Source organism: Clostridium paraputrificum AGR2156, from assembly GCF_000424025.1.
GTDB classification, from domain to species: domain Bacteria; phylum Bacillota; class Clostridia; order Clostridiales; family Clostridiaceae; genus Clostridium; species Clostridium paraputrificum.
Genome location: NZ_AUJC01000009.1, coordinates 162,507 through 181,746, shown reverse-complemented (window position 1 = coordinate 181,746; position 19,240 = coordinate 162,507). Strand labels below are relative to the sequence as shown.

15 protein-coding genes and 1 tRNA gene are annotated in these 19,240 nt (G+C 27.6%); 11 read left to right on the top strand and 5 right to left on the bottom strand.

Features of this window, described 5'->3' with window-relative positions:
- Positions 1-52 precede the first annotated feature (52 nt).
- Positions 53-1,255 carry a CCA tRNA nucleotidyltransferase gene (locus G594_RS0111010; RefSeq protein ID WP_027098638.1) on the bottom strand — a complete coding sequence of 401 codons (1,203 nt, stop codon included), beginning with the start codon at positions 1,253-1,255 and terminating at the stop codon, positions 53-55.
- Between the two features lie 81 nt (positions 1,256-1,336).
- On the bottom strand, positions 1,337-2,506 hold the full coding sequence (locus tag G594_RS0111005) for a L,D-transpeptidase (protein ID WP_027098637.1): 1,170 nt from the start codon (positions 2,504-2,506) through the stop codon (positions 1,337-1,339).
- 147 nt (positions 2,507-2,653) lie between these two features.
- Between G594_RS0111005 and G594_RS0111000 the strand changes: the two genes are divergently transcribed.
- The 6 genes from G594_RS0111000 to G594_RS0110975 all read left to right on the top strand — a co-directional run bounded on the left by G594_RS0111000 (position 2,654) and on the right by G594_RS0110975 (position 10,302).
- Complete coding sequence (locus G594_RS0111000; RefSeq protein WP_027098636.1) at positions 2,654-3,457, top strand: DUF1189 family protein; 804 nt, start codon at positions 2,654-2,656, stop codon at positions 3,455-3,457.
- Positions 3,458-3,523: 66 nt separating this feature from the next.
- Positions 3,524-4,729 carry an exonuclease SbcCD subunit D gene (locus G594_RS0110995; RefSeq protein WP_027098635.1) on the top strand — a complete coding sequence of 402 codons (1,206 nt, stop codon included), beginning with the start codon at positions 3,524-3,526 and terminating at the stop codon, positions 4,727-4,729.
- Positions 4,730-7,852, top strand: a complete 3,123-nt coding sequence (locus G594_RS0110990) for an AAA family ATPase (protein ID WP_027098634.1) — start codon at positions 4,730-4,732, stop codon at positions 7,850-7,852.
- Positions 7,853-8,011: 159 nt separating this feature from the next.
- Complete coding sequence (locus G594_RS0110985; protein WP_242829721.1) at positions 8,012-8,851, top strand: sensor histidine kinase; 840 nt, start codon at positions 8,012-8,014, stop codon at positions 8,849-8,851.
- Positions 8,852-8,922: 71 nt separating this feature from the next.
- Positions 8,923-8,997: transfer RNA gene (locus tag G594_RS0110980), tRNA-Arg, on the top strand.
- Between the two features lie 162 nt (positions 8,998-9,159).
- Positions 9,160-10,302, top strand: a complete 1,143-nt coding sequence (locus tag G594_RS0110975) for a Card1-like endonuclease domain-containing protein (RefSeq protein WP_027098632.1) — start codon at positions 9,160-9,162, stop codon at positions 10,300-10,302.
- On the opposite strand, the gene G594_RS0110970 is transcribed toward G594_RS0110975, so the two are convergent.
- Entirely contained in the window at positions 10,299-11,195 is an 897-nt protein-coding gene (locus tag G594_RS0110970; protein ID WP_027098631.1) for a phosphatidylserine decarboxylase, read from the bottom strand. The two genes, G594_RS0110975 and G594_RS0110970, sit on opposite strands and share 4 nt — an antisense overlap.
- Before the next feature lie 331 nt (positions 11,196-11,526).
- Here G594_RS0110970 and G594_RS0110965 point away from each other — a divergent pair, with 331 nt between their 5' ends.
- Positions 11,527-13,275 carry a ferredoxin hydrogenase gene (locus G594_RS0110965; protein ID WP_027098630.1) on the top strand — a complete coding sequence of 583 codons (1,749 nt, stop codon included), beginning with the start codon at positions 11,527-11,529 and terminating at the stop codon, positions 13,273-13,275.
- 59 nt (positions 13,276-13,334) lie between these two features.
- Positions 13,335-13,538, top strand: a complete 204-nt coding sequence (locus G594_RS0110960; protein WP_027098629.1) for a heavy-metal-associated domain-containing protein — start codon at positions 13,335-13,337, stop codon at positions 13,536-13,538.
- 186 nt (positions 13,539-13,724) lie between these two features.
- On the opposite strand, the gene G594_RS0110955 is transcribed toward G594_RS0110960, so the two are convergent.
- Positions 13,725-15,320 carry an ABC-F family ATP-binding cassette domain-containing protein gene (locus tag G594_RS0110955; protein ID WP_027098628.1) on the bottom strand — a complete coding sequence of 532 codons (1,596 nt, stop codon included), beginning with the start codon at positions 15,318-15,320 and terminating at the stop codon, positions 13,725-13,727.
- Positions 15,321-15,512: 192 nt separating this feature from the next.
- Here G594_RS0110955 and ybaK point away from each other — a divergent pair, with 192 nt between their 5' ends.
- Positions 15,513-15,983 (top strand): Cys-tRNA(Pro) deacylase, encoded by a 471-nt coding sequence (ybaK, locus tag G594_RS0110950; protein WP_027098627.1) that lies wholly within the window; start codon positions 15,513-15,515, stop codon positions 15,981-15,983.
- A gap of 96 nt (positions 15,984-16,079) precedes the next feature.
- On the opposite strand, the gene trhA is transcribed toward ybaK, so the two are convergent.
- Positions 16,080-16,727: a PAQR family membrane homeostasis protein TrhA gene (gene trhA, locus G594_RS0110945; protein WP_027098626.1), complete on the bottom strand. Its 648-nt coding sequence runs from the start codon at positions 16,725-16,727 to the stop codon at positions 16,080-16,082.
- Positions 16,728-16,941: 214 nt separating this feature from the next.
- Between trhA and G594_RS0110940 the strand changes: the two genes are divergently transcribed.
- Positions 16,942-17,526 carry a DUF1836 domain-containing protein gene (locus tag G594_RS0110940; RefSeq protein ID WP_027098625.1) on the top strand — a complete coding sequence of 195 codons (585 nt, stop codon included), beginning with the start codon at positions 16,942-16,944 and terminating at the stop codon, positions 17,524-17,526.
- Positions 17,527-19,227: an ABC-ATPase domain-containing protein gene (locus G594_RS0110935; protein ID WP_027098624.1), complete on the top strand. Its 1,701-nt coding sequence runs from the start codon at positions 17,527-17,529 to the stop codon at positions 19,225-19,227.
- The last annotated feature ends 13 nt before the right edge of the window (positions 19,228-19,240 follow it).

Below are 19,240 nucleotides of genomic sequence, written 5' to 3'. Positions count from 1 at the left end.
TTGTTTCAATGTGACTTGGAGTTTGCGACGGAACAAGCAAAATAAATATCAGCTACACCTTTTTTATATATTTCTTCGCTTCTTCAAGAAGAACCTCAGTATCATTACTTATGGTTTCATTAATAACAAGGTCTAATAAGTGATTTAAAGTTTCACCAATTATTTTTCCAGAGTTGAGTTGAAGTTTACTTTTTAGTATAGAGCCATCTATATTAAGTTCTTTTATATACAAAGTATCTTTATTAGAAATTATGTAATTAGAGTGTTTTTTGAAATTATCTAACTTTTTTTCTTCTAAAACTTCATACATACTAATTAAATTATTAATGTTATTTCGCCCAACATTAGCAATAATATTTTTAACTTCAATTTTAGATGTAGTACTACTTATATACTTATAGTTGCTGATAAATAAATATATCTTATTTATTTCATTATTGCTAAATCTAAGTTCCTTTAATAATAATTTTACTTTATCAGGATTAGTATTTCTAAACAATCCACTAATTCTTATACAAATATCTTTGGGTAAAAGTGATAGATTTCTATTTAAGTGAATAAGTTCTCCTATACTTGAGAAAATAAGTGAAGAAATTTGAGTTTCATTTAAATAATTTAATCCTTTAATAGGATTAGAACATAGTAAAATTTTTTCGAGTTCATTCCTAATTCGTTCTTTACTAATATTATTTATAAGTTTATAGTTGTTCTTTATACTAGAATAAGTTTTTTTATCAATATTAAAGTCTAATTGAGCACTAAATCTTATAGCTCTAAGTATTCTTAAAGCATCTTCATTAAAGCGGGTATTTGGATCACCAACACATTTTATTAGTTTGCTATTTAAATCATTTAATCCATTAAAATAGTCCAATAGTCCAACATTATAGTTGTAAGCAAATGCATTTATAGTAAAGTCCCTTCTAGATAAATCATCTTTTATATTAGTAACAAAATTTACTTCATTAGGGTGTCTATTATCTACATACTTTCCTTCTGTTCTATATGTAGTAATTTCATATGGTATTTCATTAATAATTACTGTAATAGTTCCATGTTTAATTCCAGTAGGAATAGTTTTTAAAAATAATTTTTGTGTAATATCTGGTGGAGCAGAAGTAGCAATATCATAGTCTGTTGGAATCTTATTAAGAAGTAGATCCCTAATACATCCACCTACCATGAAAGCTTCATATCCATTTTTATAAAATGTATCTATAATTAATTGTACATTACTAGGAATATTAAAGTTCATATTATTCCTCCTAAAAAAAATTACCTCAATGAATATTATAAGGTATCCATTGAAGTAAGTTAAGTTTAAGATATTTTAAATTTATTTAATTATTACTTTGGTACCCTTTGGAATATTGTCATATATCCATTTAGAATCTTCATCTTTTAATCTAATGCATCCATGAGATGCAGGAGTGCCTAGTGTATAATCTACTATATTTGTTTTTTCTTTATTATAAGGAAGTGAGTGGAATAAGTAGTCTCCTAAAAACTGAACCCAGTACTTACCACCTTGATTATATTGCTCAGAGAAGAACCATTGTCCTTTTTCTTTGACAGTATAAATACCTTGAGGAGTTTCTTCTCCTTTTATACCTGTAGAGCAAGTAAAAGTCTTTTCTAAATTCCAATTTTTTAAATTTCCATTATAAATGTAAGTTTTTTGAGCATTTAAATCTACATGAATTAAATAAGGAGTCAAGCTTTCAATAACTAATTCGTTTATATTTGAAGTTGATATATTGTTAATAATAGATGCAGAGGCAGCTTGTTCAGCTTCATTTTGTTTTGCTAGATAATTAGATCTATTATTTTTTATTTCATTAGTTTTATCAAGTATTTCATTATCATTTCCTAGTATATAATTAACATCTTCAATTAAGCTCAATGCCTTTGTATAATAATGATTACTAGATAACTCATCAACTTGATTTAATAAGTTAGATTTTATGTTTGTTTTACATTTATCCATATAGGATAGAGCATTTTTATATTCAGAGTCACTAGAATTAATTTTATTAAATGAATCATATGCCTTGGCATATTCCTGTGAATTAAATAGAGATACGCCTTTATTAAAATCATTATTATCTGAACTAGTGAAAAGTGAAGTATTATCTGAAGAAGATAAGTTATATCTATATATTTCTTTAGTTATGTCGAGAGCATCATTTAAAGACATATCTTCATCAGAAATAGCTTCAGATAAATAATCTAATTTATCGTTAAAGTATTGAGAAAGGTCTTTTTCTAATAAGATAGCCTTAAATGGGTTAAGGTTTTCTGTAGTTAATACAATGTTATTTGCATTAGAAAACTTCTTTTCATCAAAATAATAGGTAAAGTTACGTACCAATAATTTATAACTAAAAAATTCATATATAATTACAGATACTATAATTAATACAAAAAGTAGAATAGATAAATATAATTTGAAATTTGATTTATTATGTTTATTATTAACAAATAAATGTGAGCTATTATTATACATAAAAGTCCTCCTTGATAATACAATATATAATAATCATTGACTAAAAACACTAATATTAATCATCTGATATATAGATACTAGTTGAATTAAGTGTTAATAAAGATGTAGAATGTATTTATACTTAATATTGAGATTATGGAGGATATAATGAAAAATAAAAGCTTTTTTGAGAAATTTAAAAATTCTATATATAACATAAGAGAGTTTCCCCAATATATAAGAGAAGGTGTTGGAAAAGCAATATTATATGCTTTAATATTGAGCATTATTGTCGGTGGAATAAAAGGTATAACTACAACATTTACTTTAAGTAATGATATAAATTTAGCTATACAAACTTTAGAAGATGATAAATATAAGTTTAAGATAGAAAATGGCACTTTAGACTTAGTTACTTCGCCACTAAAAATAGAAAATGGGAATACATTAATTTATTTAGATGATAACATGGATATTAGTCAATCTGAGGAATTAAAAAATATAACTGTTCATTTAGATTCGTACATACTTATATTAAAGGACGGTATTGTTACAAATTCAGAAGTAATGCTAGGATTTTCTCAAGCAAAATATGGTGACTTTTTAGGCGGTATGATTATTACTAATGATAATATTATAGAAACCCTAAGTTTAAGCAGTAAATTAATTTATGTAATTATACCTATAATTGCAATACTTGAAACATTTATGACATTAATTATGGATGCATTAATAATAGCTACAATGTTATTATTAACTAATTTTATATTTAAATTAGGGCTAAGATTTTCTCAATTATTTTCTTTAACTATATATGCAGCTACTTTGCCAGCAATATTGATACTTATTTTGAATATAATTGTTCCTAATGTATATTTGGATTCTGTAAGGGTACTTGGAACTTTCCTTTATTCTTTTATAGTATTAAGAAATATGAGAAGTGAAATTGATGAAAATATGAATATTCAATAAAGAGGTGGCTATGCCACCTTTTTATATTTTATAATAAAGTTAAGAATAAATTTTGGAGGAGTTAAAATGAAAATAATTCATACTGGTGATTGGCACATAGGAAAAATAGTAAATGAGTTTTCCATGATAGATGATCAAAGATATATTTTAAATGAACTTATTAAATTAATAAATTTTGAAAAACCAGATGTTCTTATTATTGCTGGTGATATCTATGATAGATCAATACCACCAGTAGAAGCAGTAGACTTATTAAATGAGGTTTTTAGTAAGATATTAATAGATAATAAGGTGAAGATTGTAGCTATATCTGGAAACCATGATAGTGGTGAGAGAGTTTCTTTTGTTAGCAAAATATTAGAAAAAGAAGGTCTATATATACAAGGAATAATTGAAGATGAAATAAAAAATATAACAATAAGTGATGATGAAGGTAATGTTAATTTTTATATGATTCCTTATGTTGACCCAGTAATATTAAGGAGAAAGTTTAATAATCCTGAAATAAGAGATCATAATGATGCAATGAAAGCAGTAATTAGTAGGATTAAGCCAAGCTTAAATGAAAGTGAAAGAAATATAGTAGTTACACATGGATATGTAACATATAAGAGAAATGATGTTATAGATAAAGATGGAGAGAACTTATATGAGTTAGCTGAGTTAGAAGTATCAGACTCTGAAAGACCTTTATCAATTGGAGGAACAGATTTAATTGATAGTGATAATTTTAATTGTTTTGATTATGTAGCTTTAGGTCATTTACATGGGAGGCAAAAGGTTGGAAGAGAAGAAATAAGATATTCAGGGTCCTTAATGAAATATTCCTTTTCAGAAATTAATCATAAAAAAGGTGTAATTATTATTGAGATTGATGGAAATAAGAAGATTAACATAAGGCAAGAAGAGTTAAGACCCAAAAGAAATATGAGAATTATAAAGGGGCCATTAGATGAATTAATAAAAGCAGGGTTAGAGGATTGTTCTAATAGAGAGGATTACATTCAAGCAATATTAACAGATGAAGGTGAAATAATAGATCCTATAGGAAAGTTAAGGAATGCGTATCCTAACATAATGATTCTTAAAAGAGAAGAAAATAAGAATATAGGAACAAGCCTTACAGCTGCATCAAAGGGATATAAAAGTAAAACTGAATTAGAATTATTTGAAGAATATTATGATAGATTAGGCTCTGGTGAATTTACAGAAGAGAAGAAAGAAGTAATAAGAAATGTAATAAATGAGGTTTTTAGGGAGGAGGGAAAGTAATTGAGACCGATAAAGTTAATAATGTCTGCATTTGGGCCTTATGCAAAGGAGGAAGTAATAGATTTTGAAATCTTGAACGGAAAGAATATATTTCTAATTACTGGTCCTACTGGGGCAGGAAAGACAACTATCTTTGATGCAATTAGTTATGCATTGTTTGGGGAAGCAAGTGGAAGTAGTAGAGAGAATGATTCTTTAAGAAGTGATTTTGCACAAAAAGATAAATTAACATATGTAGAGCTAGACTTTGAACTTAGAGGTGAAGTATATCATATAAGACGAGTTCCTCAACAGCTAAAGCCTAAAGTAAAGGGTAATGGATTTACTAATCATTCAGCAGAGGCTGAATTAGTATTACCTAATGGTAAAGTAAAGACTGGAGCAATGAATGTAACAAATGAAATAAATGCTTTAATGGGAATAAATAAGGAACAGTTCAAACAAATTGTTATGTTACCTCAAGGAGAGTTTAAAAGGTTGTTACTTGCAGACTCAAAAGAGCGTGAAGGCATATTTAGAAAAATCTTTAGCACATATACTTATGAAAAGATACAATTACTATTAAATGATAAGGCTATCACATTAAGAAAAGAGCTAGAAAAGTCACAAGATAGAGTTAGAACGAATGTTAAAAATATAAAAAGTAAAGAAGTTATAAATATTGATGATTTTATAGAGTTTGAGTCTTTAATAAATAAGATAGATTTAATAATACAACAAGATACTTTATCATATAAAGAGTTAGAAAAAGTATATAATGATATTTCCAAGGAAATATTAGTTTTACAGGAAAGAATGATAAAATCAAAAAATAATAATGATTTATTGAAAGAAAAAGAAAGTATATCTGAAAAACTTAATGATATGCTTCTGAGAAAGAACGAAGTAGATAAAAGAGAAGTTATTTTAAAAAGAGCTATTAATGCTAAGGAAATAATATATATACAAGATAATTTATCTTCTAGGGAAAGAAGCAAAAAGCAAAAAGAGGAAGAAGTAGAATATAGTAAAAGTATTTTGAATAGGGTAAAAGATGAATTAAGTAAGGCAGAGGAAAACTTAAAAGCTCAAGAGGAAAAAGAAGAAGAAAGGACTAAAATTAGAGAAGATATAAGTGTCCTTAAGGAAAAGGAAACAAAGGTTAAAAGTATTGAAAATAAAAAAAGTAAGATAAAGATACTTAATAGAAATATAGACTTAAATAAGTTGAAATCAGAAGAGGAAAATAAATTAATAAAAGATTTAAAAAAGGAAAAGGAAGAACTTACTGAGAGATTAAAAGTTATTAACGAGTTAGAAAAAGATAAGATTAAATTAGAGGGTATTGAGAAGGAAAAGAATGAGTTAATTATTAAGGTTAGAGAAGTTTATAAAAATATAGCTAGATTTTATGAAGAAAAAAAGAAACATAGAGAAATTGCAGTAACATTTGAGGGAATTGAAGTTTCCTATAAGAGCAAAAAAGAAGAGTATGAAAGAAAAGAAGAAATATATATGAAGGAGCAGGCAGGAATATTAGCTCTTAAATTAAAGAAAGATACTCCTTGTCCTGTATGCGGATCTTTAGAACATCCTAGTCCAGCAAAAAGGATGGATAATATACCTACTGAAGAGGAATTAAAGAGTATTAAAAGTATATATGAGAAAAAACAAGATGAATACAATAAGGTTCTAATGGAAATGGCCAAGGTGAAGCAATCAGTTGATGTAGTAATAAGTGATGCTATAACTCCTAGGTTAAAAGAATTATCTAGTGAAATTAATTGTAGTGAGATATTTAGTGAAAATTCATTTGAAGAAATAAAAATAAAAGGAATAGAGTTAAGTAATCAATTAAAGAAGGTAAAAATTAAAAGAGAAGAACTAGAAAAAGAAATAAGTAAAAGAGAAAAATTTGAATTAAGATTATCAGATATAGAAAAGTTACTTAATGATAAAGAAGAAACTCTAAATAAGCTAAGTAATGAATATACAAATTTATTTGGTGAATTAAGGGCTGAAGAAGAGATTTTAAGTAGTATAGAGAATGAAGTGCCAGAAGAACTAAGGGCGTTAAACTTATTAAATAAAAAAATAGTTAGTCTTGAAGCGTATTTAAATACATTAATAAAGAATTTAGATTATGCCAGGGAGTTAAAAAATAATCTTAATAATAAGCTAACTTCAGAGCAATCAAGAGTAAAAGAATTAGAGAAAGCAATAGATGAGTTAAACAATGATATAAAGGATATTAAAACTAGTATAAATATTAAGTTGAAAGAGTTAAACTTTACTGATTATGAGGAATATGAAGATTCTAAAAAGTATATTTCATTAATAGATTCTTATACTTTAGAGATTAATTCTTACAGGGAAGATATAAAATCCTTAAAGGATAGAGAAATAGATTTAATAAAAAAGACAGAGAACCTTAATTTTGTAAATTTAGAAGAGTTAGATTGTGAGATAAACAATAAGCAGATTAAATTGAAAGAGTTAGATCAAAATATAAAAGAGGTTTACTCGCTAATTAATAATAATTCAGCAATATTAAAAGAAATAAAGGATATAGAAAAATTAATTTCATATAAAGAAGAGGAATATAAAGTAATAGGTGAATTATCCAATCTAGCAAATGGTAAAAAGAGTCCATATATTACATTTGAAAGGTTTGTTTTAGCATCATACTTCCAGGAAATAATAGACTCAGCTAATATAAGATTATCAAAAATGACTAACGATAGATTTATATTAAAAAGAAAAGAAGATAAAGGAAAAGGAACATCACAGCAAGGGTTAGAACTAGAGGTATATGATAACTACACAGGCAAAAGTCGACATGTTAAAACTCTATCTGGAGGTGAAAGCTTTAAGGCTTCATTATCATTAGCACTAGGGTTATCTGATGTAGTTCAAGCTAATGCAGGGGGAATATCATTAGATACTATGTTTATAGATGAAGGTTTTGGGACATTAGATCCTGAATCATTAGAAAATGCAATAAATACATTATTAGAGCTACAAAGAAATGGAAGATTAGTTGGAATAATATCGCATGTACCAGAGTTAAAGGAAAGAATAGAAGCTCAATTACAAATAAGTGTATCTGCAGAAGGAAGTAGTACAAAATTCAATATAAATTAGTTCAGAGGGAGAAATCCCTCTATTTTTACAATATTCATTTCCTTTTTTTTACAAAAACAAATTGTCTTAATGATTTAAATGTGATAATATGTATATGTAATTTCAAATATATGGAAAAAATGCGAGATATAATTTAATTGTATAATGAAGGGGATTAATATGACAGAGAATATTTCTATAAATAATATGACTAAAGAAGAGTTGGTAGAAAAAATTAATGAGCTTAATGGGAAAATTAAATTACAAGAAGATTTTTTATTAAATATATCACATGATTTAAGAAGTCCTATAAATGTAATATTAAGTATACTTCAATGTTTTAAATACACTAAATCTGAAGATAAAAAAGAAGAATATAATGAAATAATAAAAAGAAATAGCTTAAAGATAATTAAATTAATTGATAACCTAATAGATACTACAAAATTAGAGAATCAATATTATGAATTAAATAAAAAAAATGTAGATATAGTATGTGTTGTGGAGAATATAGTTGATTCTATAGAGAAGTATTCACAATGTAAGAATATACAAATGGTATTTGATACTAATGTGGAAGAATGTATAGTAGCAGTAGATCCTAATGCAATTGATAGAATAGTTATGAATTTATTATCTAATGCTATAAAATTTGCTCCAAGTGATTCTGATATATTAGTTAATATTATAAAGAGTAATAATACAGTAAATATATCAGTAGAAGATCATGGACCAGGAATACCTAAAGTTGAACAAGAATTTATATTTAATAGATTTAAGCAATCTACATTAAATAAGGAAAATGAATATAAAGGAAGTGGAATTGGATTAGATTTGGTTCACTATCTAACTAAGCTGCATAATGGAGACATAAAGTTAGAAAGTATTGAAGGAAAGGGATCGAAATTTACTGTTTCTTTACCTATAACATTAGTAGATGGGAAAAAGACTTATAATGATTTATTTAAAAGAGATAAAGTAGAAATGTTAGAAGTAGAGTTTTCAGATATATACCTTTAAGTAATTACCATTAATTAGTCTTGATATATTTCAGCCTTTATGATAATATAATTCTGTTATTTATATTATATGGGGTGTTAGTTAAACGGATATAACATACCGCTACGGACGGTAGATTATGGGTTCGATTCCTGTACGCCCTGCCATTAAGAGAGTCTTTTTTAGGACTCTCTTTTTTGATTTTTAGAAATACTTTGTTGAATAATTTGTAGCTAACTTAAAGGTGGAATTAGAAGTATAGTATATGGATTAAAAAGTAGCTAATTGGTTAAATTAAAGTGGAGAATAATGAGAAGGAAGATAGTTTGATGAAATTTAATTTACTTATTAACCAATTAGATGAACATAATGAAGTTGGACTTTTATTAGCTCAAAAATATAAAGTAAAGTCTGTAGTAATGCTTTATAAAAATAAAGAAAAAAAGAAGTTAGATAAATTTAAAGAATTGTATATAGATTTTAATAATATAGAAGTAATTGATGAGTTAATAGATGAAGATAATTATGATAATCTTAAAAATATAATTTCAAAATACAAGGAAAAAGAGATAATAATTAATCTTACTGGTGGTAATAGAATAACATCTTTAATAATGTTAAAAATAGCAATAGAATTAAATATACAGTGTGTTTATGTAGATTTATTGAAAAAGAGAAGATATATTTTTGATAAGGAATATAGAATAATAGAGCAACCTTTAGAAGATATAAGTATATCTGACGTAATACATCTATCTGGATCTAATATAACATTAGATTCTACTAGTTTGGCAGAAAAAAGTGATATCCAAGAGTTTACGAAGGTAATATTAAGTAATTTGGATATTTGGCATAAGTATAAACAGAAGTTGTATGATAATAATATTTTTAAACATGATTACAAAGATACTTCAAGGATAAGCATAAATAAGTGTCTTGTAGAATCTGAAGAGTTAAAATTAATTTATAATATATTGAATTATTTGAGAGAAAAGAATGAGGTTGAGTTTATAGAAGATAAAGATAATATTGAGGTATTATTTAAGAATGATTATTTAAAAGGATTTATATTTAAGAGTGGTACTTGGTTAGAAGTATTAACTACACTAGTAGTTCAAAGTATTGAAGATATCGATGAGGTAAAAAGTGGCTTAACATTTTATTGGGGTGATGACTTAAAAAGAGTACGTAATGAATTAGATGTTGTAGCTATAAGAGATTCAGTTTTGATATGTATATCATGTAAAGATAGTGATAAATATGACGAGGATGCATTAAATGAATTACAGGTTTATAGTGAAAGGTTAGGGGGAAAAAATGCTATAAAAATATTGGTTGCTACAAAGCAACCTGTAAAAAAGACTGTATTAGATAGAGCAAAAGAAATGAATATTAACATAGTTACTTTAGATAAAAATATAGATATATTTAAGAAGGCATTAATAGATTTGATAAAAAAGAAGACAGTTTAACCTGTCTTCTTTTTATGCCCTATTTTTTCTCCTAATTGGACTTTACATTCAAAACCAAAGTCAGTTTGAGCAAGTATATCTTCATCAATCTCAATCATATCCTTTTTGAAGAATAATATTGTTGTTGAACCACCAAATTTAAAATATCCTTTTTCTTGACCTTTAAGGACCTTTTTACCAGGCTCATAAGTTTGAATTATTGTACCAACACAAGTAGCACCAACTTCTATATGAATAATATCACCAAAGTTTTCAGATTCAAAAATTGACCATTCCCTTTTATTTTGGCAATATAACTTTGGAATTCTCTCTAAAGCTGTAGGATTTACAGAATAGTATGAGCCATCAATAAAGTGACTTTCTTTAGGTATACCATTATCAATAAAATGAAATCTATGATAATCTGTAGGACAAAGTCTTAATACCAAGCAAGTACCACCTTCATATTGGTAGGCTATTTTAGTATCTCCTATTAATTCAGATAGACTATAAGTAATTCCTTTTACTTGTACAAGCTTATTCATAGAGATATTTTCATAAGCAAAGAGCCTTCCATCTCCTGGAGATACTAAAATATCTGAATTCATATCTATAGGTCTTGAATTACTATTAAGTTCTCTAATAAAGAAGTCATTGAATGATGAAAAATCATTGGTTTTTTTAATAGCCATATCGATATCTATATCAAAGTCTTTTATAAATTTAGGGATTTTCTTTTTACTAAGTTTTGTGTCACAATACTTTCCATATATTTTTGACACTAGTTTCTTTTTTATAATTAATTCTGTAAGGCTTTTACCAATAGGCGATTCATAACACCACTTTATATATTTTGATCCAGCTACTTTTTCTATCTCATAAGAATCTTTTTTTCTATCATAAATTTTTATCATATATTACCTCGCACAAATATTAAAATATTCTATTCTAAATTAAAGTTTACCACATAGTTTTATTGTAAACAAAATTTATAATCCTATTAAAGAAAGAAAAATGAAGTTATTTATAAAATTCAATTATATTATTATGAAAATTTTACTTAAACAACATTGGGTTTAATTCACATTGAACTAAATCTTTTTTAGCGTTAAAATAAAGGTGATAAGCAGTTTGATAAAAATTTAACGAATTATCTGAAAATTATAGGTTTTTCAAATTTATATGGTAAACTATAGGAAGAAAATAGAATTTTTATTTACAAGAAGAAATTTATGGAGGTACAGGATGAAGAATATCATAATTAATGATAAGGTGTGCAAAGCAGCGGAAGGTAAAACAGTGTTAGAAGTTGCCAGAGAAAATGGAATTGACATACCTACTTTATGCTACTTAAAGGAATGCGGTAATGTTGGTAAATGTGGTGTATGCGCAGTTGAAATAGAAGGGAAAAACAATTTAGCTTTGGCTTGTTTAACAAAAGTTGAAGATGGAATGGTTGTAAGAACTGATACAGAAAAAGTTCAAGAAAGAGTAAAATCAAGAGTTTCAACAATACTTAATAAGCATGAATTTAAGTGCGGTCCTTGCCCTAGAAGAGAAAATTGTGAATTGTTAAAGTTAGTTATAAAAACTAAAGCTAAAGCAACTACTCCTTTTGTTGTAGAAAATAAAGAAGAGTATGTTGATATTAGAAGTAAGTCTATAACAATAGATAGATCAAAATGTATTTTATGTGGAAGATGTGCAGCAGCATGTACTGAAAAAACAGGTACAAGTTCTATTAAATTAGTAAATGTTAATGGTAAAAGAATAGTTACTCCAGAAGAACAAAAATGTTTTGATGAAACAAATTGTTTATTATGTGGACAATGTGTAGCTGCTTGTCCAGTTGGTGCTTTATCAGAAAAAACTCATATTGATAGAGTAAAAGAAGCTTTAGAAGACCCAGAAAAGCATGTAATAGTAGCTATGGCTCCAGCTGTAAGAACAGCAATGGGAGAACTATTTAATATGGGTTATGGAGTAGATGTAACTGGTAAATTATATACTGCATTAAGAGAATTAGGATTTGATAGAATATTTGATATAAATTTTGGTGCCGATATGACTATTATGGAAGAAGCTACTGAACTTTTAGAAAGAATAGAGAAAAAAGGCCCATTCCCTATGTTTACATCATGTTGTCCAGGTTGGGTGAGACAAGTTGAAAATTATTATCCAGAGTTATTAGAAAATTTATCTTCTGCTAAGTCACCTCAACAAATTTTTGGTACAGCAAGTAAGACATACTATCCTCATATAGCTGGAATAGATCCAGAAAAGATATTTACAGTAACAATTATGCCATGTACAGCTAAGAAGTTTGAAGCAGATAGGGAAGACATGGAACTTGATGGATTAAGAAATATAGATGCAGTTTTAACTACAAGAGAGTTAGCTAAATTTATAAAGGAAAAGAAAATTGCTTTTGCTAAGCTAGAAGATAGCGAGGCTGATCCTGCAATGGGAGAATATACTGGGGCAGGAGTTATATTTGGAGCTACTGGTGGAGTAATGGAAGCAGCTATAAGAACTGCAAAAGAATTTGTTGAAAAGAAAGAACTAGAAAACTTAGATTATACAGAAGTAAGAGGGTTAAATGGAATTAAAGAAGCTTCTGTAAATATAGGTGGAGAAGACTATAATGTTGCAGTAATTAATGGATCTGCTAACTTATTTGAATTCATTGAAAGTGGAAGAATGAATAGTAAGGAATATCACTTTATCGAAGTTATGACATGTCCAGGTGGATGTGTAAATGGTGGTGGACAACCTCATGTTAATAATTTAGAAAGAGAAAAGATTGATATTAAATCAGTAAGGGCCTCTGTTCTTTATAATCAAGATAAGAGTGCTAAAAAGAGAAAGTCACATGAAAATGTTGCTTTAATGAAAATGTATGATGAATATATGGGACAACCAGGTCGTGGAAAAGCTCATGAACTATTACATTACAAATATAAGAAAAAAGAAACTTCAGAAGAAGTTATTTAATATAAAAATGTGAACTTGAACATACTATTAATGTTAATTTGTGAAAAGGAGAAATAGTTATGAATAGAGTTCATTATGAAGTAAATAATTTAGTTAATTCAACAAGTAAAACGCAGCTTAAGAATGCTCTAGATAAAGTAGAAGGGGTTCAAAACGTTTGTGTTGATATGGCAAGAGGCACTGTAGAAGTTGTTTATAGTGATGAAGCTAATGAATCAAAAATTAAAAATTGTATAGAAGACTCAGGATTCAATGTAGAATAATAATAATAAGAGCTGTACTAAACTTCGTACAGCTCTTATTATTTAAAACAGAATTTATAAATTAAAGATTAAAAATATATATTTATATATTTTTAAGAACTTAAGAACTTATAGGGAAAATGCGGTTTTGAAGTGGTAATAAGTAAATAAAAATAGGTTTCGTAAAAAATACGAAACCTATTTTAGTTAGTTTATTGCATTAGAAAATTCTAAGTATTCATCAAATGTCATAGTTCTATCAACTATAGAACCATCGTCCTTAATATCAATAATTCTATTTGCTATTGTTTGAACGAATTGGTGGTCGTGTGAAGCAAATAGTATATTACTGTTGAAGTCTTTAAGTCCATTATTCACAGCTGTAATTGATTCAAGGTCTAAGTGGTTTGTAGGCTGATCTAGCATTAATACATTTGCATTTGAAAGCATCATTCTAGATAGCATACATCTAACCTTTTCTCCCCCTGATAAAACAGAAGCTTCTTTTAATGCTTCTTCACCAGAGAATAACATTCTTCCTAAGAATCCTCTTATATAACTTTCTGCCTTTTCATCAGAGTATTGTCTTAACCAATCAACTAAAGATAGGTGGCAATCATTAAAGTATTCAGAATTATCTTTAGGGAAGTATGCGTTAGTTATAGTAATTCCCCATTTAAATTCTCCACTATCTGCTTCCATTTCTCCAGCTAATATTTTAAATAGTGTAGTAACAGCTATTTCATTACCTATTAAAGCAATTTTATCGCCTTTGTTAACCATAAAGTTTACGTTGTCTAAAACCTTAACTCCGTCAATAGTTTTTGATAGGTCTTTTACTGTTAATATATCATTACCAACTTCTCTTTCAGGTTTAAATCCAACGAATGGATATCTTCTGCTAGATGGTTGAATATCATCTAAAGTAATCTTATCTAATAACTTTTTACGAGATGTAGCTTGCTTTGACTTAGATGCATTAGCACTAAATCTTGCAATAAAGTCTTGAAGTTCCTTAATCTTTTCTTCTTTCTTCTTGTTTTGATCCTTAGCCATTTGTAAAGCTAATTGACTTGATTCATACCAGAAGTCGTAGTTACCAACGAATAACTTAATTTTACCAAAATCAACATCAGCCATATGTGTACAAACTGTGTTTAAGAAGTGTCTATCATGGGATACTACTATAACAGTACCCTCAAATTTTGATAAGAAATCTTCTAACCAATTTACAGCTTTAAGGTCTAAGTGGTTTGTAGGTTCGTCTAGAACTAGAACACCAGGGTTGCCAAATAAAGCTTGAGCTAAAAGCACCTTAACCTTTTCAGCACCTGTTAATTCTGAAACCATTTTGTAGTGAGATTCAGTTCCGATTCCTAAACCTTGAAGTAGGGATGAAGCTTCAGATTCTGCTTCCCATCCATTTAGGTCTGCAAATTCACCTTCTAATTCAGAAGCTCTTATACCATCTTCATCGCTGAAATCTGGCTTTGCATATAATTCATCTTTTTCTTCCATAATTTGGTAAAGTCTTTCATTACCCATAATTACAGTTTCTAAAACTTGATAATTATCATATAGGTTATGTTCTTGCTTTAATACAGACATTCTTGTATTTGGAGCCAAAATAACTTCTCCTGTATTTGGTTCAACGTCACCAGATAAAATCTTAAGGAATGTAGATTTACCTGCACCATTTGCACCTATAACACCATAGCAGTTACCTGGAGTAAATTTTAAGTTAACATCTTCAAATAATTTTCTACCGCCATATCTTAAGCTAACATTAGATACTGTTATCAATAATTTCTACCTCATTTCATTTATTATTTCATTCAGTTATTATAACATAGAATAACGCTTTAATCGACAAGCAGAGTTTTTAATATAAGTAAATTTTTACTATAAGATAGAAAAAGATAGAACTTAGAATATTTTAAATGAAAATTATTAGGAGTATAATAATAAACAAGAACAATTATGAGGAGTAGGGCTATGCAAAAAACAAACGCAATGAGAATTTTAGATAAAGCTAAAATAAAATATAATACATATGAATACGAAGCTGGAGATGGTCATATTGACGGTGTATCTGTTGCAAACAAACTTTCACAAGATGTAAGTATGGTATTTAAAACATTAGTTGTACAAGGAAACTCAAGAGAATTATACGTGTTTGTAATTCCTGTTAGTGAAGAATTAAATTTAAAAAAAGCTGCAAAGGTTGCAGGTGAAAAGAATGTTGAAATGATACACGTAAAAGATATAAACAAGTATACAGGATATATAAGAGGTGGATGTTCGCCGATAGGAATGAAAAAATTATATAAAACATTTATACATGAGTCTGCTAAAGGATTAGAAAAAATTATTTTTAGTGGTGGAAAGATAGGAATTCAAATTGAAGCAAATCCAGATGATATACTAAATTTAATTAATGGTAAGTATGAAGATTTAATAATGTAAAAAGAGAAAGCAAGTTGGCAATGGAGGTAGCCAAATGCTTTCTTTTATTAATTCATTAATTTAGAATTTATCCGAATTAATGAAGAGTAGGCTTTATTACAATATATATTTAAAGAAACATATGAAGTGACATAGGGAACCAAGCATTATGAAAATATGGAATATTTCATGTCCCCCAAAAGCGCCAATTCTTATTTTATCGGACTTAATAGCATAGATAACTCCACCTATAGTATATAGAACTCCACCTAAAATTAGTAAAAATATAGCTATAGGATTAAGGGCTTTCGATAAAGGATAAATTGCAAATATAGCAAACCAACCAATTGTTATATACATAACACTACTAATCCATTTAGGACAAGTGATCCAAATCATTTTAAAAATTATACCTAAGATACCTGTAGCAGCTACAATTCCAAAAAGAATATACCCAGTTTTATTGTGTAATGCTAGCAGACAAGGTGGTGCATATGAACCAGCTATAAGTATAAATATCATTGAGTGATCCAATCGTTTCAATGTTTTTATTACTTTGTCGCTAGATATAACAGAGTGATAAGTTGCGGAAGCAGAATATAGAAGGATCATACTTAATCCAAATATAATTGCAACAGCATATTCAAGTAATGTTCCATTATCTAATGATATTTTTATTATCATAAGTATTAGACCTATTAATGAAAGTATAGCTCCTATAAGATGAGTCAATCCGTTAATTGGTTCTCTAAGATATTTATCCATAAAATCCTCCAATCTAATACAAGTAGTTTTGATAACTACTTGAAATCATATTTAAATTATTATATATAGATATATTATAGTCAAATCTAATAAAAAAGTTTCATAGCTATTCTAAATAATAAAGCATACCATTTTCTTGAAATATCTCTTATTTACTATTAAAATTGAAATATAACAATAAGTAGTTTTTAAAACTAGTTTAAGGAGATTTACTATGAATGAAACAAGCATTGATGAAATAATAAAGAAGTTAGCTTTAACTGAAAGAGTAGAAGAGAAAGATATACCAGAAATAGATTTGTATATGGATCAGGTAATTCAAATATTTGAACAAAAGCTATCTAACTCGAAAAGAAAGGATAGCGATAAGGTATTAACTAAAACAATGATTAATAATTATGCTAAAGCAAAGTTATTAATGAGTATAAAAAATAAAAAGTATTCTAAAGAACACTTATTATTGATGAGTATGATATATGATTTAAAAGGGTCTCTATCAATAAGTGATATTAAAGACTTATTTGATAATATAGTAAAAAAGTATGATGAAGATAAAGAATATGATTTAAGAAGTCTGTATAAGTTATATTTAGATATAAATAACTCTAATTACGAAGAGTTTTTGGGAAATATATACAAACAGATAGATTGTGTAAAAGGAATTATAGATGATAGTGAAGAATTTAATGAGTATGAAGAAAAGTTCTTATTTATATGTTCTATGGTTTCAATGAGTAATATGTATAGAAGGGTAGCAGAAGCGATGATAGATGAATATTTTGCAGAAGGTGATAAATAAATGAAGAACTTAAATGAATTAAGAAAAATGCTTTATGATATAGATGGTAGAGGCTATAAGGCATATAAGTCGTTAGAAGGAATGTACGATTTCAATAATTATAAATTAGCTATAGATCATGTTCAAGGAGATCCATTTGCATCCCCATCTAGAGTTAGAGTAATAATGAGTCAAAAATATTCTCAAATACCTAATAACTTATTTGATAACTATAATAAAAGGGTTGCAGTTCAAGACTTTTTAGTTAGAGTTTTTTACAAAAATATAAATAAGTATAGTTCAAAGGTTTTTGGGTCAGGAAAAAGTGGATTAATTTCTATTAGTAAGTGTACTCAGGAAATATTAGATAGAACAGCTATATTGATAGATAATGATAAAATAGAAGTAAGAATAGAAGTTGGATTTCCTGCAAGGGGGAGAAGTGTATTAGCTAGAGAATTAGAAAAGATATTATATGATTATCTTCCGAAGATAATAGATGAGTCAATAACTTATAACAATCTTGATAAAGATGCTTTAAAGAAAAGAGTAGAATTAGTTGAAGATCAACAATATATAAGGCAAAGATTAGAAGGTCGTGAGTTGGTTGCTTTTATAGGAAATGGTTCAATATTACCAAGAGAAAGTGGAGTATCTTCAAAGCCCCTTAAGAATGGGATTAAGTTCATTTCGCCAAAGGAATTAGAGGTAAGTTTTAATACTCCTAATTCAGGGGAAATTAAGGGGATGGGAATACCTAAAGGAATAACGTTAATTGTTGGTGGAGGCTATCATGGTAAATCTACTTTATTAAAGGCATTAGAGTTGGGTGTATATAATCATATTGAAGATGATGGAAGAGAATTTGTAATAACTAATGATTCTGCAATGAAAGTAAGAGCAGAAGATGGAAGGGTTATTCATAAGGATGACATATCATTATTTATAAATAACTTACCTAATAAAAAGGATACAAAGAACTTTGTAAGTGATAATGCAAGTGGAAGTACATCACAAGCAGCCAATATTATTGAGAGTATAGAGTCTGGATCAAAGCTAATTTTAATTGATGAAGATACATCAGCAACTAATTTTATGATTAGAGATGATATAATGCAAAAATTAGTAGCAAAAGAAAGTGAACCAATAACTCCTTTTATTGAAGTAGCTAAAGCATTATATGAACAAATAGAGTTATCAACTATAATTGTAGTAGGTAGCTCTGGAGATTATTTTGATATAGCGGATAATGTTATACAAATGGAAGCTTATGAGCCTAAGGTTGTTACAAATGAAGCTAAGGAACTAAGTAGTGGTAAAATCCTAGAGAGAATAAAAAATAATAGCATTGAGATAAATATTGATTTTAATAGGGTGGTAAAAAAGGGGAGCATTGAAAGAGGAACTAAGGGAGTAAAAGTTAAAGGACTTGGAACTGATGGGCTAAGTATTAATAAGGAGAATATAGACCTTAAGTTGGTAGAACAATTAGTAGATAGTGAACAGGTATATGCAATAGGAGAGATACTTAAGTGGGCTGAAGATAATATTATAGATAATAAGCTAACACTTAGAGAAGTAGTAGATAATATTATGAATTATATAGATAAGAATGGACTAATAAAAGTAAATAAAATTGCTGGTGGAAACGGAAGATTATCAAAACCAAGACGTCAGGAGATTATGTGTGCATACAATAGATTCAGGTTATTAAAGTTATAAAGTGTGGAGAGAA